This is a genomic window from Sphingobium sp. SA916 (assembly GCF_002894065.1).
Classification (GTDB): domain Bacteria; phylum Pseudomonadota; class Alphaproteobacteria; order Sphingomonadales; family Sphingomonadaceae; genus Sphingobium; species Sphingobium fuliginis.
On the sequence record NZ_LXYF01000061.1, the window covers coordinates 23,479 to 38,370 of the forward strand.

A 14,892-nucleotide genomic window follows, 5' to 3' on the forward strand; every position below is an offset into this window, starting at 1 on the left:
GGGAAATTTCAGGCGCGGACGGTAGCGCGCGGACCCAGCATGCCCGTGCCGCCTATCGGCCTACCGTCGACCGACAGCGCCAGCAGGCGGCGCGGCTCGAACGGGCCGGGGCAGTCCCAGCCGCCGGTGCCTTCGGCCGAAAAGCCCCAGAAGCGGCCATAATATTCCGGATCGCCGATCATCATCAGCGGATCGCTTCGCCGCGCGCGGGCGGCCGCGACGACCGCGTCCATCAGCGCGCGGCCGTGGCCGGCGCCCTGCACCGCGGGGTCCACCGCGACGGGGCCGACCATGATGAGCGGCGTCCGGCTGCCGTCTTCATGGGCGAGCGCGACGGGCCAGCTTTGCAGGGAGCCGATGAGCCTGCCCTCCCCATCCCGCATGCCGAAGGAGAGTTCGGGCAGCCAGGGCATGCCGTCGCGAATCAGATAGGCGGTGCGACCGTGCCGGTCAGGGCCGAAGGCCGCGTCAAGCAGTTGCTCGATCGCGTTCCGCGACATCATGTTGAGGGGCACTATCACAGACACGTCTTGCCGATCCGTCCTCAATGGCGCATGGACGCGCCGAGAGCGGCGGGCTTTAGCGCGTGGCTCGCAAAATAAAAGTCTAAACTGGGGCCGGCCCGCGGCAGGGACGGCCTGAATGTGGCGAGCTATGAACAGCGGATTTGACGATTTCCTGACGTTGGAGGTGAATAATCTGGACGTGGATGTCCTGACCGGCATCTATTCGGAGGAGACGCACCTGCCGCAACCGCTGCGCATATCGATCAGGGCGCGGCTGAAGATCGCGGATCATTACGATCCCGACACGCCGCTGTCCCGGTCCAAAAATTACATGGACCTGAAACATGCCGCGACCGCGGCCCTGCCGGAAGGACAGCATTTCACGCTGATCGAGGCGGTGGCCGATCATATCATCGAGACGATCTTACTCCAGGACGACAAGGTGACCCATGTCGAGGTGAAGATCGTGAAGCTCGCCCTCAGCGAGAAGGGCGAGGAGATCGGGATCACCATGGGGCGCGGGCGGAGATAGGGCGGTTTCCGGGCGATCGGAACCGATCGCCGGTCAGGACATGGCGGGCCCCCGCGCGGACGGGGCTCCTGGCCGGGGCGCGCCCGTCATTCCCGTCGCTACCCCTTGATCAGGCCGATTTCCCGCAGCCGTTCGGTCAGATAGTCGTGCGCGGTTATGGGCGGGTCGCGGCGGGGATGCGCCGCATCGACGCATTGGGGCAGGGCGTCGATCAGGAAGTCCGGCCGCAGGTGCAGGAAGAAGGGCATGGAATAGCGCGAATGGCCGCGCCGTTCCGGCGGCGGGTTGACGACGCGGTGGCTGGTCGAGGGCAGGCGATGGTTGGTCAGCCGCTGGAGCATGTCGCCCACATTGATGGCGAGCGCGCCCGGCGGCGGAACCACGGGCAGCCAGTTGCCGTCCCGGTCCCTGAGTTCCAGCCCGCCTTCCTCGGCGCCCAGCAGCAGGGTGATGAGGTTGATGTCCTCATGCGCGCCGGCGCGGATGCCCGGCGCTTCCGGCGAGACGGGCGGATAATGGAGCAGGCGCAGGATCGAATTGCCGTTTTCGATGGGCTTGTCGAACCAGCGCTCCTCCAGCCCCAGATATAGGGCGATGGCGGACAGCAGTTCGGCGCCGACGCGGTCGAATTCGGCATAGAGGCGCGTGAACGTCTCATGGAATTCCGGCAGCTCGTCCGGCCAGACATTGGGCGGCATGCTTTGCGCCAGCGGATCGCCTTCGGGCAGGTCGCGACCGACATGCCAGAATTCCTTGAGGTCGTTCTCGCTCGCGCCCTTGGCGATTTCCACGCCGAAGGCGGTGTAGCCGCGCTGGCCGCCATTATATCGGGCGTCGTAGCGGCGCTTTGCCTCCTCCGGCAGGGCGAAGAACCGGCGGGCGAGCGCCCAGCCCCTGTCGATCAGCGCCGGGTCCATGCCATGGTCCTTCACCATGGCGAAGCCAAAGCGCTGGAAGGAGCCGCCGAAGGCGGCGGCGAAGTCGGCCCTTTCCATATTGCCCAAGGACAGGACAGGCACTTGTCCCAGCAGGGATTGCGACACGTGATTCTCCGAAATTCAACTGGACCCGCCCAGGCGCGCCGTCCTGGCGCCGCCGGGCCATGCGCGCATCCTTGATCGTCCTTCGCGGCTGATGCAAGGAGAAGCCATGAACTATTGGCTGATGAAATCGGAACCCGACGCCTTTTCCTACGACGATCTGGCCGCAAAGGGGAAGGCGGAGTGGGACGGGGTGCGAAATCATGCCGCGCAAGGCCATATGAAGGCGATGCGCAAGGGCGATCTTGCGATCTTCTACCACAGCAATATCGGGGTCGAGGCGGTCGGCATCATGGAGATCGTCGAGGAAGCCGCGCCCGACAGCACGGACGGGACGGGCAAGTGGGTGGCCGTGCATGTGGCGCCGAAGGAAAAGTTCGCCAAGCCCGTCACGCTGAAGACGATGAAGGCCGATCCGAAGCTGGCCAATATGGTGATGATACGCCAATCGCGCCTTTCCGTATCCCCGCTGACGGCGGCGGAATTCAAACATATCCTTGATTTATCAAAGGGTTGAGTTAGCGGTTGCGGGAAATGCAATCGTTTCGCCTTTGTTTGCGATTGTCGTTTTAGCGCGGCGCACCATAAATCGGCATCAACAGAAAAGAATATTCCAGAGGTGTTTGATCGGCATTCACAAGGAGTTTACCCATGCGAATGCTGTCCAAGTTTGTCCTTTCCGCCCTGTTCGCCGCCGGCGCCGCCAACGCTCCCGCCCATGCCGAAGACGCTGCCAAGCAGAAGTTCACGCACGAGGGCTACACCTATGTGTATGACGTCAAGGACACCAAGACCGGCAAGGTGATTTCGGGCCGTCGCTATCCCGACGCCGTCGCCTTCAACCTGTCGGTCAAGAATGGCCGCGTGTCGGGCGTTTCCGGCGGTCAGTCGGTGGCCTTCAAGGTCGATGAGGCGCGCGGCGCGGCTGCCGAATAAGCCTTGAATGTCGTGAAGACGTGAAAAAAGGGCGGCTTCCCATCGGAAGCCGCCCTTTTTCGCGCCTGTCAGCGGCAGCGACGCTTGCTGTCGATTTCCTTGCCGAGCAGCGCGCCGCCGGCGGCGCCCAGGATCGTGCCCGTCGCGCGGTCGCCGCGGGTGTCGATGGCGCGGCCGACCAGAGCGCCGCCCACGCCGCCGACGATCAGGCCGGTGGTGCCGTTGGACTTGCGGCAGTACATGCGGCCGTCGCGGCCGCGCCATTCGCGATATTGATAATGGCGGCGGGCGTTGGCGCCGTCCGTCGGGATCACCATCGAAGCGGGAATGGCCAGCGAGACGGCGGCCATGGCCATAAGGGCTTTACGCATTTTTTCTCCTCCAAAAGACGTGCTTTGATCGTTCAACCCGCGCATATTGATGGAGGTTGCATGAACCTGCGACAACGACGCATCATGTTGTTTTTCCAGTCATAAATTTTGAGGCAGGGCGATGGACGGTTGCGATGAAGCGGCAGCGGGGGCTTTGATCCGGCTCCTCGACCTTGCGCCGCATCCGGAGGGGGGATGGTTTCGGGAAAGCTGGCGGGCGGCGGCCGGAGCGGGCGAACGGGCAGGCGGGACCGCGATCTATTTCCTGCTGGAGGCGCATCAGGCTTCGCACTGGCACCGGGTCGACGCCGTCGAGCACTGGTTCTGGCATGCCGGGGCGCCGCTTACCCTGTCGATCGCGGACGAAGGAGGGGCTGCACGGGACATGCTGCTGGGCGGGGACGTGCTGGCGGGGCAGCAGCCGCAAGGGCTGGTCCCGGCCCATCATTGGCAGGCGGCGCGGCCGATGGGCGGATGGACGCTGGTCAGTTGCGTGGTCGTGCCGGGCTTTGAATTTTCCGGCTTCACGCTGGCGCCGCGAGGCTGGTCGCCGGGCGGCTGAACCGTGCGGAAAAATTATCCACACTTATCCACAGCTTTAGCGGGAGGCGGTCTTCAGGGTGCAAGATTCCGCTTTGAGCGACTCGCTTTTGGTGAGAGCATCCTCTTATCGGAAAGACCGGGAGACAGAGCGATCTGGATGCCAAAGTCGATGAGAAATCAGCGACTTGAAGGGATTTTCGAGCGTCGGGAAAGAAGCATGGACCGGAAGGAAAATGCGGAAATCCGATGGTTCTCAATAGACGGTGCCGTGCACGCGCGAAAGTGAACGTCGGGCATCGAATAAAGAGGACAGGCTGCGGGAGAACGGCCGACCGGCCGGGCAAACGGAGCCGACACGATAGCAAAGCCTTTGAGGCGGACCTATCGCACGCCGAGTCCGATGATCGCATCTTGAAAGAGAAGCGGATCGAGAGACGCGACGGAAGTGGGGACCGGCAGAAATGCCGGCCCCCATTTTGTTTTTGGGGCCAGGGCGCGCTGCGTCAGATTGCGCAGGTCGCGCTCTGAAACATGATCAGCGGGCGCGATGGGCGATCCAGTGGGCGGCGTACAGTGACAGCGCCAGACCCGATGCCAGCCAGATCAGGAGGATGACCGCCATTGCCGTGCGGCTTTTGGGACGGTCCGACAGGCGTTGCGCTTCGGTGCGGAACTGCGCCATCAGCGGCGCGGGAATGAGGCGGATCGCCAGGGCGATGCCGAGCGGCAGGATGATGAGATCGTCCAGATAGCCCAGGATCGGGATGAAGTCCGGGATGAGGTCGACCGGGCTGAGCGCGAAGGCGGCGACGGCGGCGGCGACGAGCTTTGCGGCCGGGGGCGTGCGGCTGTCGCGGGCGGCGAGCCACAGGGCCATGATGTCGACCTTCAGCGCGCGGGCCCAGTTTTTCAGGCGTCGATATGCCATCGGGCGAGTATAGGGCAGGTGGCGTGGAATCAGAACCTGTCGGTTCGGGCTGCGCGGAGTGTTTCGACAGGGGACTTCGGCTTCGTCCAGCCTCACCCCGGCATGAACGGTTCTGGAAGTCATGGTGCCGGCTGAGGGGATCGAACCCCCGACCTTCGGTTTACAAAACCGCTGCACTACCGCTGTGCTAAGCCGGCCCATCCGTTTCGGACGGGGAGCGCCTTACTATCAGATGATGCCGAACGTCCAGCCCTCTGTTGCGGCGATTTTTTCGTCGAGCGGCGCCGGGTTCCACAGGCTGGGGCGGGGGGCCGCGCGGCGGAGCCAGGCGGCGGTCAGGATCGCGTCGGCGCCATGGTCGTCGGGGGGAAGGCCCATATGCGGTTGTGATCCGACGGCGAATAGCGCGTCGTTCAGCGCGGGGAGGTCGCGCATCTTGGCCCGGCCCTTGGGGCGTCCGGCGGCGCGCGCGGCGATGCTGGTGTAGATTTCCACGATCAGCGAGCCGATCCTGGGCGGCGGGTCGAAGGGCCAGACGGGGACGTGCGGATGGACGTGGTGGAGCAGGCGCATCCCTGAAAAACTGGCCTTGGCGACCTGCGCCGCGCCGATGGCGTCATAGACGGTGGAGGGCTTGCCGCCGCCTTGCGCGTTGTAATGCGCCTCGCAGGTGCGGTTGTGCATATAGTCCGCCTTGATGCCGTCGGCCTTGCCGAAATAGAAATGCCGCCGGTGGGTGCGTTCGAGCAGGCTGGCGGCGCCCAGATCCTCGTCCGCGCAAATGCCGTCGACATAGGCCCAGAAGGCCGGGCCGGTGGCGGGCACGTCGTCGCCGGGCAGATAGCTTCGGCGCGCGACATAGGGCGGGGCGAAGCTGAAATCGAAGCCGAACAGGGTCGGGGCTTCGGCCGCGGTGCGGACAAGCCAGTCCGCGACGGCGCGGCGCGACCAGAGGCCGCCGCCGTCCGGATGCTGGAGCCGGGGCGCCGCATCGCCGGCTTCGCACAGGGCGACGGCTATGCCCTTGTGGCGCGATCCCTTTGCGCCGGACCAGTCGATGACCGCATAGCGGGCGAAGCGGGGGGTCATTTCGGGCGGCGTTCGGCCCTCAGGCGGTCCCAATAGGCCATGCGTTCGGCAATGCGGGCTTCGAAGCCGCGTTCGGTGGGGGCGTAGAAGCTTTGGGGCTGCATTTCCTCGGGCCAGTAATTGTCGCCGGAAAAGCCGTCCTGCGCGTCATGGTCGTACTGATAGCCCTTGCCATAGCCGATGGTCTTCATGAGCTTGGTCGGGGCGTTCAGGATGTTCTGCGGCGGCATGAGCGAGCCGGTCTCGCGGGCGGACCTCCAGGCGGATTTCATGGCGCTGTAGGCGGCGTTGGACTTGGGCGCGGTGGCGCAATAGAGACAGGCCTGGACGATGGCGAGTTCGCCTTCGGGGGAGCCGAGAAAGTCGTAGCTGTCCTTGGCGGCGAGGCACTGGACGACCGCCTGCGGGTCGGCAAGGCCGATGTCCTCCACGGCGAAGCGGACGAGGCGGCGCAGCACGTAGAGCGGCTCCTCGCCCGCGGTCAGCATGCGGGCGAGATAGTAGAGCGCGGCCTGCGGGTCGGAACCGCGCAGGCTTTTGTGGAGCGCGGAGATGAGGTTGTAATGACCCTCCCGGTCCTTGTCATAAACCGCGACGCGGCGGTGGAGCAGGGCGGAAAGGCCCGCCGGATCGAGCGGCTGCGGGACCTCGATGGAATAGAGGGTCTCCACCTGGTTCAGCAGGAAGCGTCCGTCGCCGTCGGCGCTGGCGAGCAGGGCTTCGCGGGCGTCTTCGTCGAGCGGCAGGGGGCGTTCCATCAGCGATTCGGCGCGTTCCAGCAACTGTTCGAGGGCGGTTGCGTCGAGGCGGCGCAGGATCAGCACCTGCGCGCGGGAGAGGAGCGCGGCGTTGAGTTCGAAGCTGGGATTTTCGGTGGTCGCGCCGACCAGGGTGACGGTGCCATCCTCCACGAAGGGGAGGAAGCTGTCCTGCTGCGCGCGGTTGAAGCGGTGGATCTCGTCCACGAAGAGCAGTGTCTTCTCGCCCCGCCGGGCATGGTCCCTTGCGGCGGCAAAGACCTTCTTGAGGTCGGCCACGCCGGAGAAGACGGCGGAGATCGGTTCGAAACGCATGCCCACGGCATCCGCCAGCAGGCGGGAGATGGTGGTCTTGCCCGTGCCCGGCGGGCCCCAGAGGATGATCGAGGAGAGCCGGCCGGCGGCGACCATGCGGCCGATCGCGCCATCCGGTCCGGTCAGATGATCCTGCCCGACGACGTCCGCCAGCGCGCGGGGGCGCAGCTTGTCGGCCAGCGGCGCTTCGGCTGGGACAGGGGGGAGATCGTCGGGGGCGAAAAGATCGGCCATCGCCTGTGATATAGGAAGGCTTTTGCGTTCAGGGAACAGGGCTCGACCGGACCAGCGCGCCATGTTCGCGCTGGCGGATGATGCGGATATAGGTGTCGACCAGCGCCTGGTTCACCTGATCCCAGCCATAATGTTCCGCCTGCGCCATGGCGGCCGCGCCGGCGGCGGAGCGCGTGGCGGGATCGGTGCAATAGACGGTCAGCGCGTCGGCAAAGGCGGTGATCGCGCCGGGGCGGATCAGGCGGCCGGTGACGCCGTCGGTGACAAGGCTCTCGCTGCCGGTGGCGCGGGCGGCGACGGTGGGCAGGCCGCAGGCCATCGCCTCCAGCGTGACGTTGCCGAAGGTTTCCGTGACGCTGGGGTTGAACAGCATGTCCATGCCCGCGACGGCGCGGCCGAGGTCGGCGCCCTTCTGGAAGCCGGTGAAGACGGCGTTGGGCAGGCGGTTCGCGAACCATTCCCGCGCCGGCCCCTCGCCGACGATCAGCACCTTGTGCCGCACATTCTTCGCCGCCAGATGATCGATCGTGTCGGAAAAGACGTCGAGGCCCTTTTCCATCACCAGGCGGCCGATGAAGCCGATCACCGGTTCGTCGTCCGCGATGCCGAGCGACCGGCGCCACGCCATGTCGCGGCGGCCGGGATGGAAGATGTCCCGGTCTATGCCGCGGGTCCAGATGCCGACATCATAGCTCATCCGCTGTTCGCGCAGGAGCTGCGCCATCGATTCGGACGGGGCGACGATGGCGTCGCAGCGGCGGTAGAAGCGGCGGAGCAGCGATTCGATCACCGGCTCCAGAAAGGCGAGGCCGTAATAGCGCGGATAGGTTTCGAAGCGCGTGTGGACGGAGGCGACCGCCGGCAGCCCGTGGCGGCGCGCCCAGGCCACGGCGCGATGGCCGAGCGGATCGGGGCTGGACACATGGACGAGGTTCGGGCGGAAGGCCTTCAGGTCGCGGCGGACGGCGCCCGACATGCGGTAGGGAATCCGATATTCGCGGCGGCCGGGCACGGGCACCGACGGCGCGCTGACCAGATCGCCCGCCGGATCGAAGGCCGGGCTGTCCGTGGTGGGCGAATAGACGCGCACCGCCGCGCCCTGCCGCAGCAGATAGGCGACGAAGCGGTTGAGCGCCTGGTTCGCGCCATCGCGCACATAATTGTAATTGCCGCTGAAGAGCGCGACGCGAAGCCCCGTGACATCCATCCGCCGCCCTTAACGCAGGCAGGCGCAAAACCCAAGGGAACCAGGACGGCATTCGGGATTTTTGCCTTGCGGCAGCAATGATGGCCGGCCGGCGCGGTTGTTCCCCGAAGGAGAGAATGCTTGATGACCGGAAGCTTTCGCAAAGGAGCGAGGGTCAAGTGGAATTGGGGGCAGGGCGTCGGCCGCGGGAGAGTAGCCGAGCGGTTCGAGCAGCAGGTCGAGCGCCGGATCGAGGGCGCCGTCATCAGGCGGAACGGTTCCCGCCGCAATCCCGCCTATCTGGTGACCACCGACAGCGGGTGCGAAGTGCTGAAGCTGGGTTCGGAGCTGTCCCCCGCCTGAGTCATTTTCCTGTCGAGCGGCCTTTTCCCGGCCATGGCTTCCATGGCAAGGGAGGGCATGACCCTTTGTTCCATGACCGTCGACGCGCTGCTGACCGGGATGCCCGCGCCCTTTCGCGACGGCGACTATAGCGCGATCGCGAAGAAGCCGGTGACGGGCGCGGTGCGGATCGGCTGGCTGGGCCTTGAAGGCGACGGGGTGGCCGACAAGGTGCATCATGGCGGGTGGGACAAGGCCATCCACCTCTATCCGCAGGACCATTATGCCTGGTGGCGCGAGCGCAAGCCCGGTCATCCCTTGCTGGAGGGGCCGGGCGCCTTTGGCGAGAATATCGCGTCGCGCGGGATGACCGAGGAGGAGATCTGCCTTGGCGACCGCTTTGCGCTGGGCAGCGCGGTGGTCGAGGTGAGCCATGGACGGCAGCCCTGCTGGAAGCTCGACCATCGTTTCGGCGCGCGCGACGTGATGGCGACCATCGTGAAGACGGCGCGATGCGGCATCTATTTTCGGGTCTTGCGGGAGGGGGAGGCGGAGGCCGGCACGCAGATGGAATTGCTGGAGCGGCCATGGCCCGAGTGGCCGGTCGCGCGGCTGTTCCGGCTGCTGATCGGGGGAGGGCACAAGGGCGAGCCGGACGCCGTGAGGGCGCTGGCGGACATGCCGGTGCTGGCCGAGGCGTGGCGGGACAGGGCGCGCAAGCTGGCCTGAAGGCCGGCGGGGTCGCGGTTGCCCCGATTAGCGCCCGATCAGTGGTTGCCCCGATTAGCGCCCGATTAGCGGAAGACCACCGTTTTGCCGCCATTCTGCAGGACCCTGCGGTCGGCCAGCCATGTGACGGCGCGGGCGAGCACCTGCGCTTCGATGTCGCGTCCGATGCGGATCATGTCCTCCGCCGTGGCGCGATGGTCCACGCGCTCCACCGCCTGTTCGATGATCGGCCCTTCGTCGAGATCGGCGGTCACGAAATGCGCCGTGGCGCCGATCAGCTTCACGCCCCGCTCATGCGCGCGGTGATAGGGGCGCGCGCCCTTGAATCCGGGAAGGAAGCTGTGGTGGATGTTGACGCAGCGGCCGGCGAGTTTCTCCACCAGTTCCTCCGAGAGAACCTGCATATAGCGGGCGAGGATCAGATATTCCGAGCGTGTCCGTTCGAACAGGCCGAGCAGCGCTTCCTCCTGCGCGGCCTTGTCGCCATTGGGCGGAAGCTCGTGATAGGGGATGCCGTGCCATTCGGTGATCCGGCGCATGTCGGGATGGTTGGACACCACGCCCATGATGTCGACCGCCAGCGTGCCTGTCTGCCAGCGGTGCAGCAGGTCCGCCAGGCAGTGCGACCCCTTGGACACCGCGATCAGCATGCGCGGCTTTTCATCGGCGGCGGTCAACCGCCAGTCCATGGCGAAGCGGGCGCCGACATCGCCGAATTCGCCGCGCAGCCTGCCGGTGTCGCCCATGCGGCCGTCCGTCGCCTCGAACGCGACGCGCATGAAGAAGCGGCCTGCTTCCCGGTCGGCATATTGCTGGCTGTCGGTGATGAAGCCGCCGCGTTCCGCCAGGAACTGGCTGACGGCGGCGACGATGCCGACGCGGTCGGCGCAGGCCAGGGTCAGCACCCAGGATGGGACAACCGGATCAGTCAACGCGCATCTCCCCGCAAAAATCGGGAACCCGTTGCCTCAAGCCCGCGCGCCGATCAACCCGTTATGCGCGTCCTTCGCCCTGGGTGCTGGTCATCGCGAAGATGCCGGTCGCATTGCCGGTGTCGAAGGCCAGGTCCAGCCTGCCGGTTGCGGGATCGATGTCCCGGCTGATGAATTCGTAGAAGGAGCCCGGAACCCGGCGCAGTTCGTTGCCGGCGAAGAGCCGTTCCACCGTGTCGGCGCGCAGGGCGGTTTGCCGCACCCGCCCGGTGCGGGAGATTTCCAGCCGATCCTTGATCGGCCAGTCCTCCGCCTTCAGCCGTTCCGCCAGCGCGGCGACGTCCGCCACCCGGTCGGTGGCGTGGTTGAAGGCGTTTCCTTCCGTCGCGATCCAGCCCGCCTCATGGGATCGGGAGAGCAGCAGTTCATAATCCTCGACGCTAGGCGGCTGATGCTGCCGGTCGAAGGCGGCGACGATCACCGGCAGGGCGGCGGCCGCCTCCGCCAGCGTGACGGGCTGGCCGTCCGCGAATTTCCCGAGCACGGCCTGCGCCTCCCCCGTCAGCGGATCGCGGGATGTGCCGAACACCCGCGCCGCCGTTTCGGCGAATTCCGGGTCGAAGCGGTCGGCATGCAGTTCCGACAGGAAGAATTGGGGAATCGCTTCGGGCAGGTCGGCATGGCGATAGGCGCGGCCCGTCATCCGCAGCCGGTCGAGCGGATAGACCGCCGCCATCTCATAGCCCAGCGGCAGCAATATGCGGGTGAAGGCCTCCTCCCCGGGGGGCAAGCGTCCGGTCGCGCCTTCGGCCAGCCTCATGGTGCGCAGCGCGCCATGGTCGAACAGCACCTTGCCCCCATGCGCCAGCCGGTCCGCGACATAGGCCGCTCCGCTCGGCACCCGCCGCAGCAGGTCGTGGAACAGCGCCACGTTCATCGCCATGGCGAAGGCGGCGCGGGAAACATGGGGGCCGCCCTGTTCCGCCAGGCGGCGGTCCAGATCGAGCGCCGCCAGCGCTGCACCCGCTGCTTCCGGGCCAAGAAGCCCCTCCACCAACGCATGGATCACCGATTGATTTTCGATCGACATGGGACGCTCCGTGCTGAGGTCCCATTATCGCATGGTTGAAATAAAATTCCAAGCTTTGGCAAGATTTACATCTTCTTCGGCATGCACTCCGCGCCGGCCGCCCTGATCGCGCCGCACAGCCGGGTCGCATCCGCGCCGCTCGCCAGGGGACCGGCCTGAAGTCGGGTCACGCCGCCGCTGGTCGATATATAGGGCTGGTAGCCGGACAGACCGCCGACCTTGGCGCTGAGCTGGGTCCAGAGCGTCCGGGCCCGCGCCTCCGCGCTGAAGGCGCCGATCTGCACGCGCCAGCCGCCGGCGGCCGGCTTGGGGAGGGCAGGCTTGGCCAGGGCAGGTTTGGGAAGGGCGGGCTTCGGGGCGGCGGGTCCGGCCTCCGGGGGTTTAGCGGCGGCTGTCCTTGCGGGCGCGGGTTTGGCCGTGGGTTCAGGCGCCCTGGGCCTGGGGGTGGAGGGCGGCAACTGCGCCGTCCGCACCGGGGCCGGAGCCTCCCGCACCACGGGGGCGGGCAGGCGAGGATCTTCCTCCTGCCGGCCGATCGAGCGGGCCATGGCGATGGCGTCGTTGCGCTGATCCTGCGGAATATATTTGTCCATCTGGCGGAGGCTGGCCGTCGCCTGGGCCAGTCCGGACTGCGACGCCTGCGTCATCAGCGCATAGGCGCGCACCCAGTTCTTGGCGGTCAGGTCTCCGTTGAACAGGGCCGTGCCGACGATATATTGCGCACGCGGCTCACCCCGTTCGGCGGCGCGTTGCAGATAGGGAAAGGCGCCGGCGCGGTCGCCCTGCTGGAACATCAGGAGGCCCAGATTGTCCTCGGCCCGGGCATGGCCCTGCTTCGCGGCCTTGCGATACCAGTCGATGGCGAGGACGGGATCGGCCTTCACGCCGCGGCCCAGCTTATAGGCCTGTCCCATGTTGAACTGCGCATCGGGATCGCCGGACTGCGCCAGCGGCTGCCACACCGCCACCGCCCTGGCATAATCGCCCTGTTGCCAGGCATCGACCCCGGCCTTCACATCGGCCGATGCGGCCTGCGTCAGGCTCAACATTGCTCCAGCGGCCAGCACGCCCCAGATACGCTTCATGCTCATGCTCCCAAGGGTTCCTGCCTGATCCTATGCCGTCACAAGGTTAATAGCGACTTAGCATTAAGAACATCGCCTTTTTAACGGGCGTCAGGCTTCCGCGCGGATTAACCAATTCTTAGGCGGGCCTGTGGCACTGCTTCCCTCCATTGGATTTTCTGGGGGAAATTGCGTGCGCATATTGGCATTGGCATCGCAAAAGGGGGGATCTGGCAAGACGACCCTGTCGGGGCATCTGGCCGTCCAGGCGCAGATGGCGGGCGCCGGTCCGGTCGTGCTGATCGACATCGACCCGCAGGGATCGCTGGCCGACTGGTGGAACGAGCGCGAGGCCGAATATCCCGCCTTCGCCCAGACCACGGTCGCCCGTCTGGCCGCCGATCTTGAGATACTTCGCCAGCAGGGCTTCAAGCTGGCCGTCATCGACACGCCGCCCGCCATCACCATGGCGATCCAGAGCGTCATTTCCGTGGCCGAGCTGATCGTCGTTCCGACCCGTCCCAGCCCGCACGACCTGCGCGCCGTGGGCGCCACGGTGGACCTGTGCGAGCGCGCGGGCAAGCCGCTGATCTTCGTCGTCAACGCCGCCACGCCCAAGGCGCGCATCACATCCGAAGCGGCGGTCGCCCTGTCGCAGCACGGCACGGTCGCGCCGGTCACGCTGCACCACCGCACGGATTTCGCGGCGTCGATGATCGACGGCCGCACGGTGATGGAGGTCGACCCCAATGGCCGATCCGCAGGGGAGGTCACGCAGCTCTGGACCTATGTGTCCGACCGGCTGGAGAAGAATTTCCGCCGCACCGTCTTTTCCGTGCCGCACAATGCCGTCGGCACGGCGGGCACGGTTCGTCCGGCAAGCGGCGGCTTCGGCCGCCGGGTCACGCAATAAGGGAAGGGGAGCATCATGGCCGAACCGAAACCTCTCGCTTCGCTGACGTCCGGCCTGCTGGCGCGCAAAGGCGCCGCATCGCCCGCCATGCGCCGTCCCGTCTTCGGCCTGACCGCCGGAGCCACGGCGCTGCAGGAAGATCTGGGCTGGAACGACATGGGATTTGACGTGACGCAGCCGGAACCGGCGCCGTCCGAGGCCCGCTCCGTCGCCGGGCTGACCCCCATGACCGCGGTTCCCGCCGTGGCGCCGGTGCCCGCCGTCGTCACCGAACGCGAGGAACTGGCCGAGCGCATCGCCGAAACGGCTGTGCCGGCAAAGGTCGGGAAGGCCGGGAAGAAGGCCCGCGCCTCCGCCGTGGCGAAGGGGCGCAAGGCCGCCTTCACCCTGCGGCTGGATGCCGACCGTCATCTGAAGCTGCGCCTTGCCAGCGCCATCGTCGGCCGCTCCGCGCAGCAGATGGTGACCGAGGCGCTGGACGCCTATCTTGGCAGCCTGCCGGAAGTCGACCGGCTGGCCCAGCAACTGCCGCGCGCCCGCGGCGACAATTGAGGGTTGGGAAAGCCATGAAGCGCAAGGCCTTCGCCAAAGCAGCGGTCGCGTCGATGCTGATCGGCACGACCATGGTGGGATGCACCGGTGCGGCGTTCCGCACCACCGCCGCCGTCGCGCCGCAGAAACCGGACCGTCTGGCGGCCGGGGTCGAGAAGGCGCTGGCGGATCGCGACGGGGCCCGCGCGGTCGAACTGGCGGAGGCGGCCGTGCAGGCGGCGCCGCAGGATGCGGGCTATCGCCAGTTGCTGGGCCGAGCCTATGTCGCCGGCGGTCGCTTCGTATCGGCGGAAACGGCGCTGACCGATGCGATGACGCTGGGCAATCGCGACGCCCGGACGATCATCACCCTTGCGCTGGTGCAGGTGGGACTGGGCAAGGATCGCGCGGCGCGCGACCTGCTCGCCAGCCATGCCGACATCGTTCCGGCGGCCGACTATGGTCTGGCGATGGCGATGGCGGGCGATGCGCCGGAGGGCGTGCGCATCCTGTCCGAGATGATCCATGATCCGTCGGCCAATGCGCGCACCCGCCAGAACCTGGCCTATGCCTATGCACTGGCGGGTCGGTGGAAGGATGCGCGGATGATGGCGGGATTCGACCTCGATCCGCTTGCCGCCAACCAGCGCATCACCCAATGGGCGCAGAACGCCGCGCCCGGCCTTTCGCAGCAGCGGGTCGCTGCGCTGATGGGCGTGACGATCGACGGCGCCGATGCCGGTCAGCCTGTGGCTCTTGCCCTGGCGCCGCCGGCCTCGCCGGCCCGGATGGCGGAAGCCGCCCCGGTCGAGCAGGCCGTGGAGGCCGGGCCTGTCGCGCTTGCCGCCGCCGA

At 66.8% G+C, this 14,892-nt stretch carries 19 protein-coding genes and 1 tRNA gene; 9 read left to right on the forward strand and 11 right to left on the reverse strand.

Annotated features, from left to right (window positions below; translation table 11 throughout):
* Positions 1–8: 8 nt before the first annotated feature.
* On the reverse strand, positions 9–503 hold the full coding sequence (locus A8G00_RS18470) for a GNAT family N-acetyltransferase (RefSeq protein WP_170825591.1): 495 nt from the start codon (positions 501–503) through the stop codon (positions 9–11).
* Between the two features lie 151 nt (positions 504–654).
* Here A8G00_RS18470 and A8G00_RS18475 point away from each other — a divergent pair, with 151 nt between their 5' ends.
* Entirely contained in the window at positions 655–1,038 is a 384-nt protein-coding gene (locus A8G00_RS18475) for a dihydroneopterin aldolase (RefSeq protein ID WP_103001366.1), read from the forward strand.
* 98 nt (positions 1,039–1,136) lie between these two features.
* Here the strand turns inward: A8G00_RS18475 and A8G00_RS18480 are convergent, their stop codons facing one another.
* On the reverse strand, positions 1,137–2,081 hold the full coding sequence (locus tag A8G00_RS18480; protein ID WP_048578245.1) for an isopenicillin N synthase family oxygenase: 945 nt from the start codon (positions 2,079–2,081) through the stop codon (positions 1,137–1,139).
* Between the two features lie 106 nt (positions 2,082–2,187).
* Here A8G00_RS18480 and A8G00_RS18485 point away from each other — a divergent pair, with 106 nt between their 5' ends.
* Together A8G00_RS18485 and A8G00_RS18490 are read left to right on the forward strand one after the other, a co-directional pair.
* Positions 2,188–2,595 (forward strand): EVE domain-containing protein, encoded by a 408-nt coding sequence (locus A8G00_RS18485; protein ID WP_048578244.1) that lies wholly within the window; start codon positions 2,188–2,190, stop codon positions 2,593–2,595.
* A 140-nt stretch (positions 2,596–2,735) separates the two neighbouring features.
* Positions 2,736–3,014: a hypothetical protein gene (locus tag A8G00_RS18490; RefSeq protein WP_025551248.1), complete on the forward strand. Its 279-nt coding sequence runs from the start codon at positions 2,736–2,738 to the stop codon at positions 3,012–3,014.
* A gap of 68 nt (positions 3,015–3,082) precedes the next feature.
* On the opposite strand, the gene A8G00_RS18495 is transcribed toward A8G00_RS18490, so the two are convergent.
* Positions 3,083–3,385, reverse strand: a complete 303-nt coding sequence (locus A8G00_RS18495; RefSeq protein WP_172451908.1) for a glycine zipper 2TM domain-containing protein — start codon at positions 3,383–3,385, stop codon at positions 3,083–3,085.
* 121 nt (positions 3,386–3,506) lie between these two features.
* Between A8G00_RS18495 and A8G00_RS18500 the strand changes: the two genes are divergently transcribed.
* Positions 3,507–3,947: a cupin domain-containing protein gene (locus A8G00_RS18500; RefSeq protein ID WP_048578243.1), complete on the forward strand. Its 441-nt coding sequence runs from the start codon at positions 3,507–3,509 to the stop codon at positions 3,945–3,947.
* 516 nt (positions 3,948–4,463) lie between these two features.
* Here the strand turns inward: A8G00_RS18500 and A8G00_RS18505 are convergent.
* The 5 genes from A8G00_RS18505 to A8G00_RS18525 all read right to left on the reverse strand — a co-directional run bounded on the left by A8G00_RS18505 (position 4,464) and on the right by A8G00_RS18525 (position 8,459).
* Positions 4,464–4,856: a YkvA family protein gene (locus tag A8G00_RS18505; RefSeq protein WP_025551244.1), complete on the reverse strand. Its 393-nt coding sequence runs from the start codon at positions 4,854–4,856 to the stop codon at positions 4,464–4,466.
* 122 nt (positions 4,857–4,978) lie between these two features.
* Positions 4,979–5,053, reverse strand: a tRNA-Thr gene (locus tag A8G00_RS18510).
* 31 nt (positions 5,054–5,084) lie between these two features.
* Positions 5,085–5,945 (reverse strand): hypothetical protein, encoded by an 861-nt coding sequence (locus tag A8G00_RS18515; protein WP_103001368.1) that lies wholly within the window; start codon positions 5,943–5,945, stop codon positions 5,085–5,087.
* Positions 5,942–7,252: a replication-associated recombination protein A gene (locus A8G00_RS18520; RefSeq protein WP_103001369.1), complete on the reverse strand. Its 1,311-nt coding sequence runs from the start codon at positions 7,250–7,252 to the stop codon at positions 5,942–5,944. Before A8G00_RS18520 ends, A8G00_RS18515 begins: the two co-directional genes overlap by 4 nt.
* A 28-nt stretch (positions 7,253–7,280) precedes the next feature.
* Positions 7,281–8,459 carry a glycosyltransferase family 1 protein gene (locus A8G00_RS18525; RefSeq protein WP_044661992.1) on the reverse strand — a complete coding sequence of 393 codons (1,179 nt, stop codon included), beginning with the start codon at positions 8,457–8,459 and terminating at the stop codon, positions 7,281–7,283.
* 123 nt (positions 8,460–8,582) lie between these two features.
* Between A8G00_RS18525 and A8G00_RS18530 the strand changes: the two genes are divergently transcribed.
* On the forward strand, positions 8,583–8,801 hold the full coding sequence (locus A8G00_RS18530; protein WP_025551239.1) for a DUF2945 domain-containing protein: 219 nt from the start codon (positions 8,583–8,585) through the stop codon (positions 8,799–8,801).
* Positions 8,802–8,858: 57 nt separating this feature from the next.
* Entirely contained in the window at positions 8,859–9,509 is a 651-nt protein-coding gene (locus A8G00_RS18535) for an MOSC domain-containing protein (RefSeq protein ID WP_103001370.1), read from the forward strand.
* 65 nt (positions 9,510–9,574) lie between these two features.
* Here the strand turns inward: A8G00_RS18535 and purU are convergent, their stop codons facing one another.
* From purU to A8G00_RS18550, 3 genes are all read right to left on the reverse strand, one after another.
* Entirely contained in the window at positions 9,575–10,441 is an 867-nt protein-coding gene (purU, locus tag A8G00_RS18540; RefSeq protein ID WP_025552271.1) for a formyltetrahydrofolate deformylase, read from the reverse strand.
* A 61-nt stretch (positions 10,442–10,502) separates the two neighbouring features.
* The gene (locus tag A8G00_RS18545; protein WP_103001371.1) at positions 10,503–11,531 is read right to left on the reverse strand and encodes a DUF1338 family protein; all 1,029 of its coding nucleotides are present in this window, start codon (positions 11,529–11,531) and stop codon (positions 10,503–10,505) included.
* 65 nt (positions 11,532–11,596) lie between these two features.
* A complete protein-coding gene (locus tag A8G00_RS18550; protein ID WP_103001372.1) occupies positions 11,597–12,622 on the reverse strand; it encodes an SPOR domain-containing protein in 1,026 nt (341 codons plus the stop codon).
* A 166-nt stretch (positions 12,623–12,788) separates the two neighbouring features.
* Between A8G00_RS18550 and A8G00_RS18555 the strand changes: the two genes are divergently transcribed.
* The 3 genes from A8G00_RS18555 to A8G00_RS18565 all read left to right on the forward strand — a co-directional run.
* The gene (locus A8G00_RS18555) at positions 12,789–13,508 is read left to right on the forward strand and encodes a ParA family protein (protein ID WP_044661996.1); all 720 of its coding nucleotides are present in this window, start codon (positions 12,789–12,791) and stop codon (positions 13,506–13,508) included.
* Between the two features lie 15 nt (positions 13,509–13,523).
* Positions 13,524–14,060: a hypothetical protein gene (locus tag A8G00_RS18560; RefSeq protein ID WP_025550962.1), complete on the forward strand. Its 537-nt coding sequence runs from the start codon at positions 13,524–13,526 to the stop codon at positions 14,058–14,060.
* A gap of 14 nt (positions 14,061–14,074) precedes the next feature.
* On the forward strand, positions 14,075–14,892 hold an 818-nt coding region (locus tag A8G00_RS18565), incomplete at its 3' end, for a tetratricopeptide repeat protein (protein ID WP_367379461.1).

Excerpts from the sequence above, each read along its gene's own strand:
- A8G00_RS18490 (WP_025551248.1), top strand. The coding sequence starts at position 2,736 with ATGCTGTCCAAGTTTGTCCTTTCCGCCCTGTTCGCCGCCGGCGCCGCC.
- A8G00_RS18475 (WP_103001366.1), top strand. The coding sequence starts at position 655 with ATGAACAGCGGATTTGACGATTTCCTGACGTTGGAGGTGAATAATCTG.
- A8G00_RS18535 (WP_103001370.1), top strand. The coding sequence starts at position 8,859 with ATGACCCTTTGTTCCATGACCGTCGACGCGCTGCTGACCGGGATGCCC.
- A8G00_RS18560 (WP_025550962.1), top strand. The coding sequence starts at position 13,524 with ATGGCCGAACCGAAACCTCTCGCTTCGCTGACGTCCGGCCTGCTGGCG.
- A8G00_RS18530 (WP_025551239.1), top strand. The coding sequence starts at position 8,583 with ATGACCGGAAGCTTTCGCAAAGGAGCGAGGGTCAAGTGGAATTGGGGG.
- A8G00_RS18485 (WP_048578244.1), top strand. The coding sequence starts at position 2,188 with ATGAACTATTGGCTGATGAAATCGGAACCCGACGCCTTTTCCTACGAC.
- A8G00_RS18520 (WP_103001369.1), bottom strand. The coding sequence starts at position 7,252 with ATGGCCGATCTTTTCGCCCCCGACGATCTCCCCCCTGTCCCAGCCGAA.
- A8G00_RS18515 (WP_103001368.1), bottom strand. The coding sequence starts at position 5,945 with ATGACCCCCCGCTTCGCCCGCTATGCGGTCATCGACTGGTCCGGCGCA.
- A8G00_RS18500 (WP_048578243.1), top strand. The coding sequence starts at position 3,507 with ATGGACGGTTGCGATGAAGCGGCAGCGGGGGCTTTGATCCGGCTCCTC.
- A8G00_RS18525 (WP_044661992.1), bottom strand. The coding sequence starts at position 8,459 with ATGGATGTCACGGGGCTTCGCGTCGCGCTCTTCAGCGGCAATTACAAT.
- A8G00_RS18495 (WP_172451908.1), bottom strand. The coding sequence starts at position 3,385 with ATGCGTAAAGCCCTTATGGCCATGGCCGCCGTCTCGCTGGCCATTCCC.
- A8G00_RS18470 (WP_170825591.1), bottom strand. The coding sequence starts at position 503 with ATGATGTCGCGGAACGCGATCGAGCAACTGCTTGACGCGGCCTTCGGC.
- A8G00_RS18545 (WP_103001371.1), bottom strand. The coding sequence starts at position 11,531 with ATGTCGATCGAAAATCAATCGGTGATCCATGCGTTGGTGGAGGGGCTT.
- A8G00_RS18550 (WP_103001372.1), bottom strand. The coding sequence starts at position 12,622 with ATGAGCATGAAGCGTATCTGGGGCGTGCTGGCCGCTGGAGCAATGTTG.
- A8G00_RS18505 (WP_025551244.1), bottom strand. The coding sequence starts at position 4,856 with ATGGCATATCGACGCCTGAAAAACTGGGCCCGCGCGCTGAAGGTCGAC.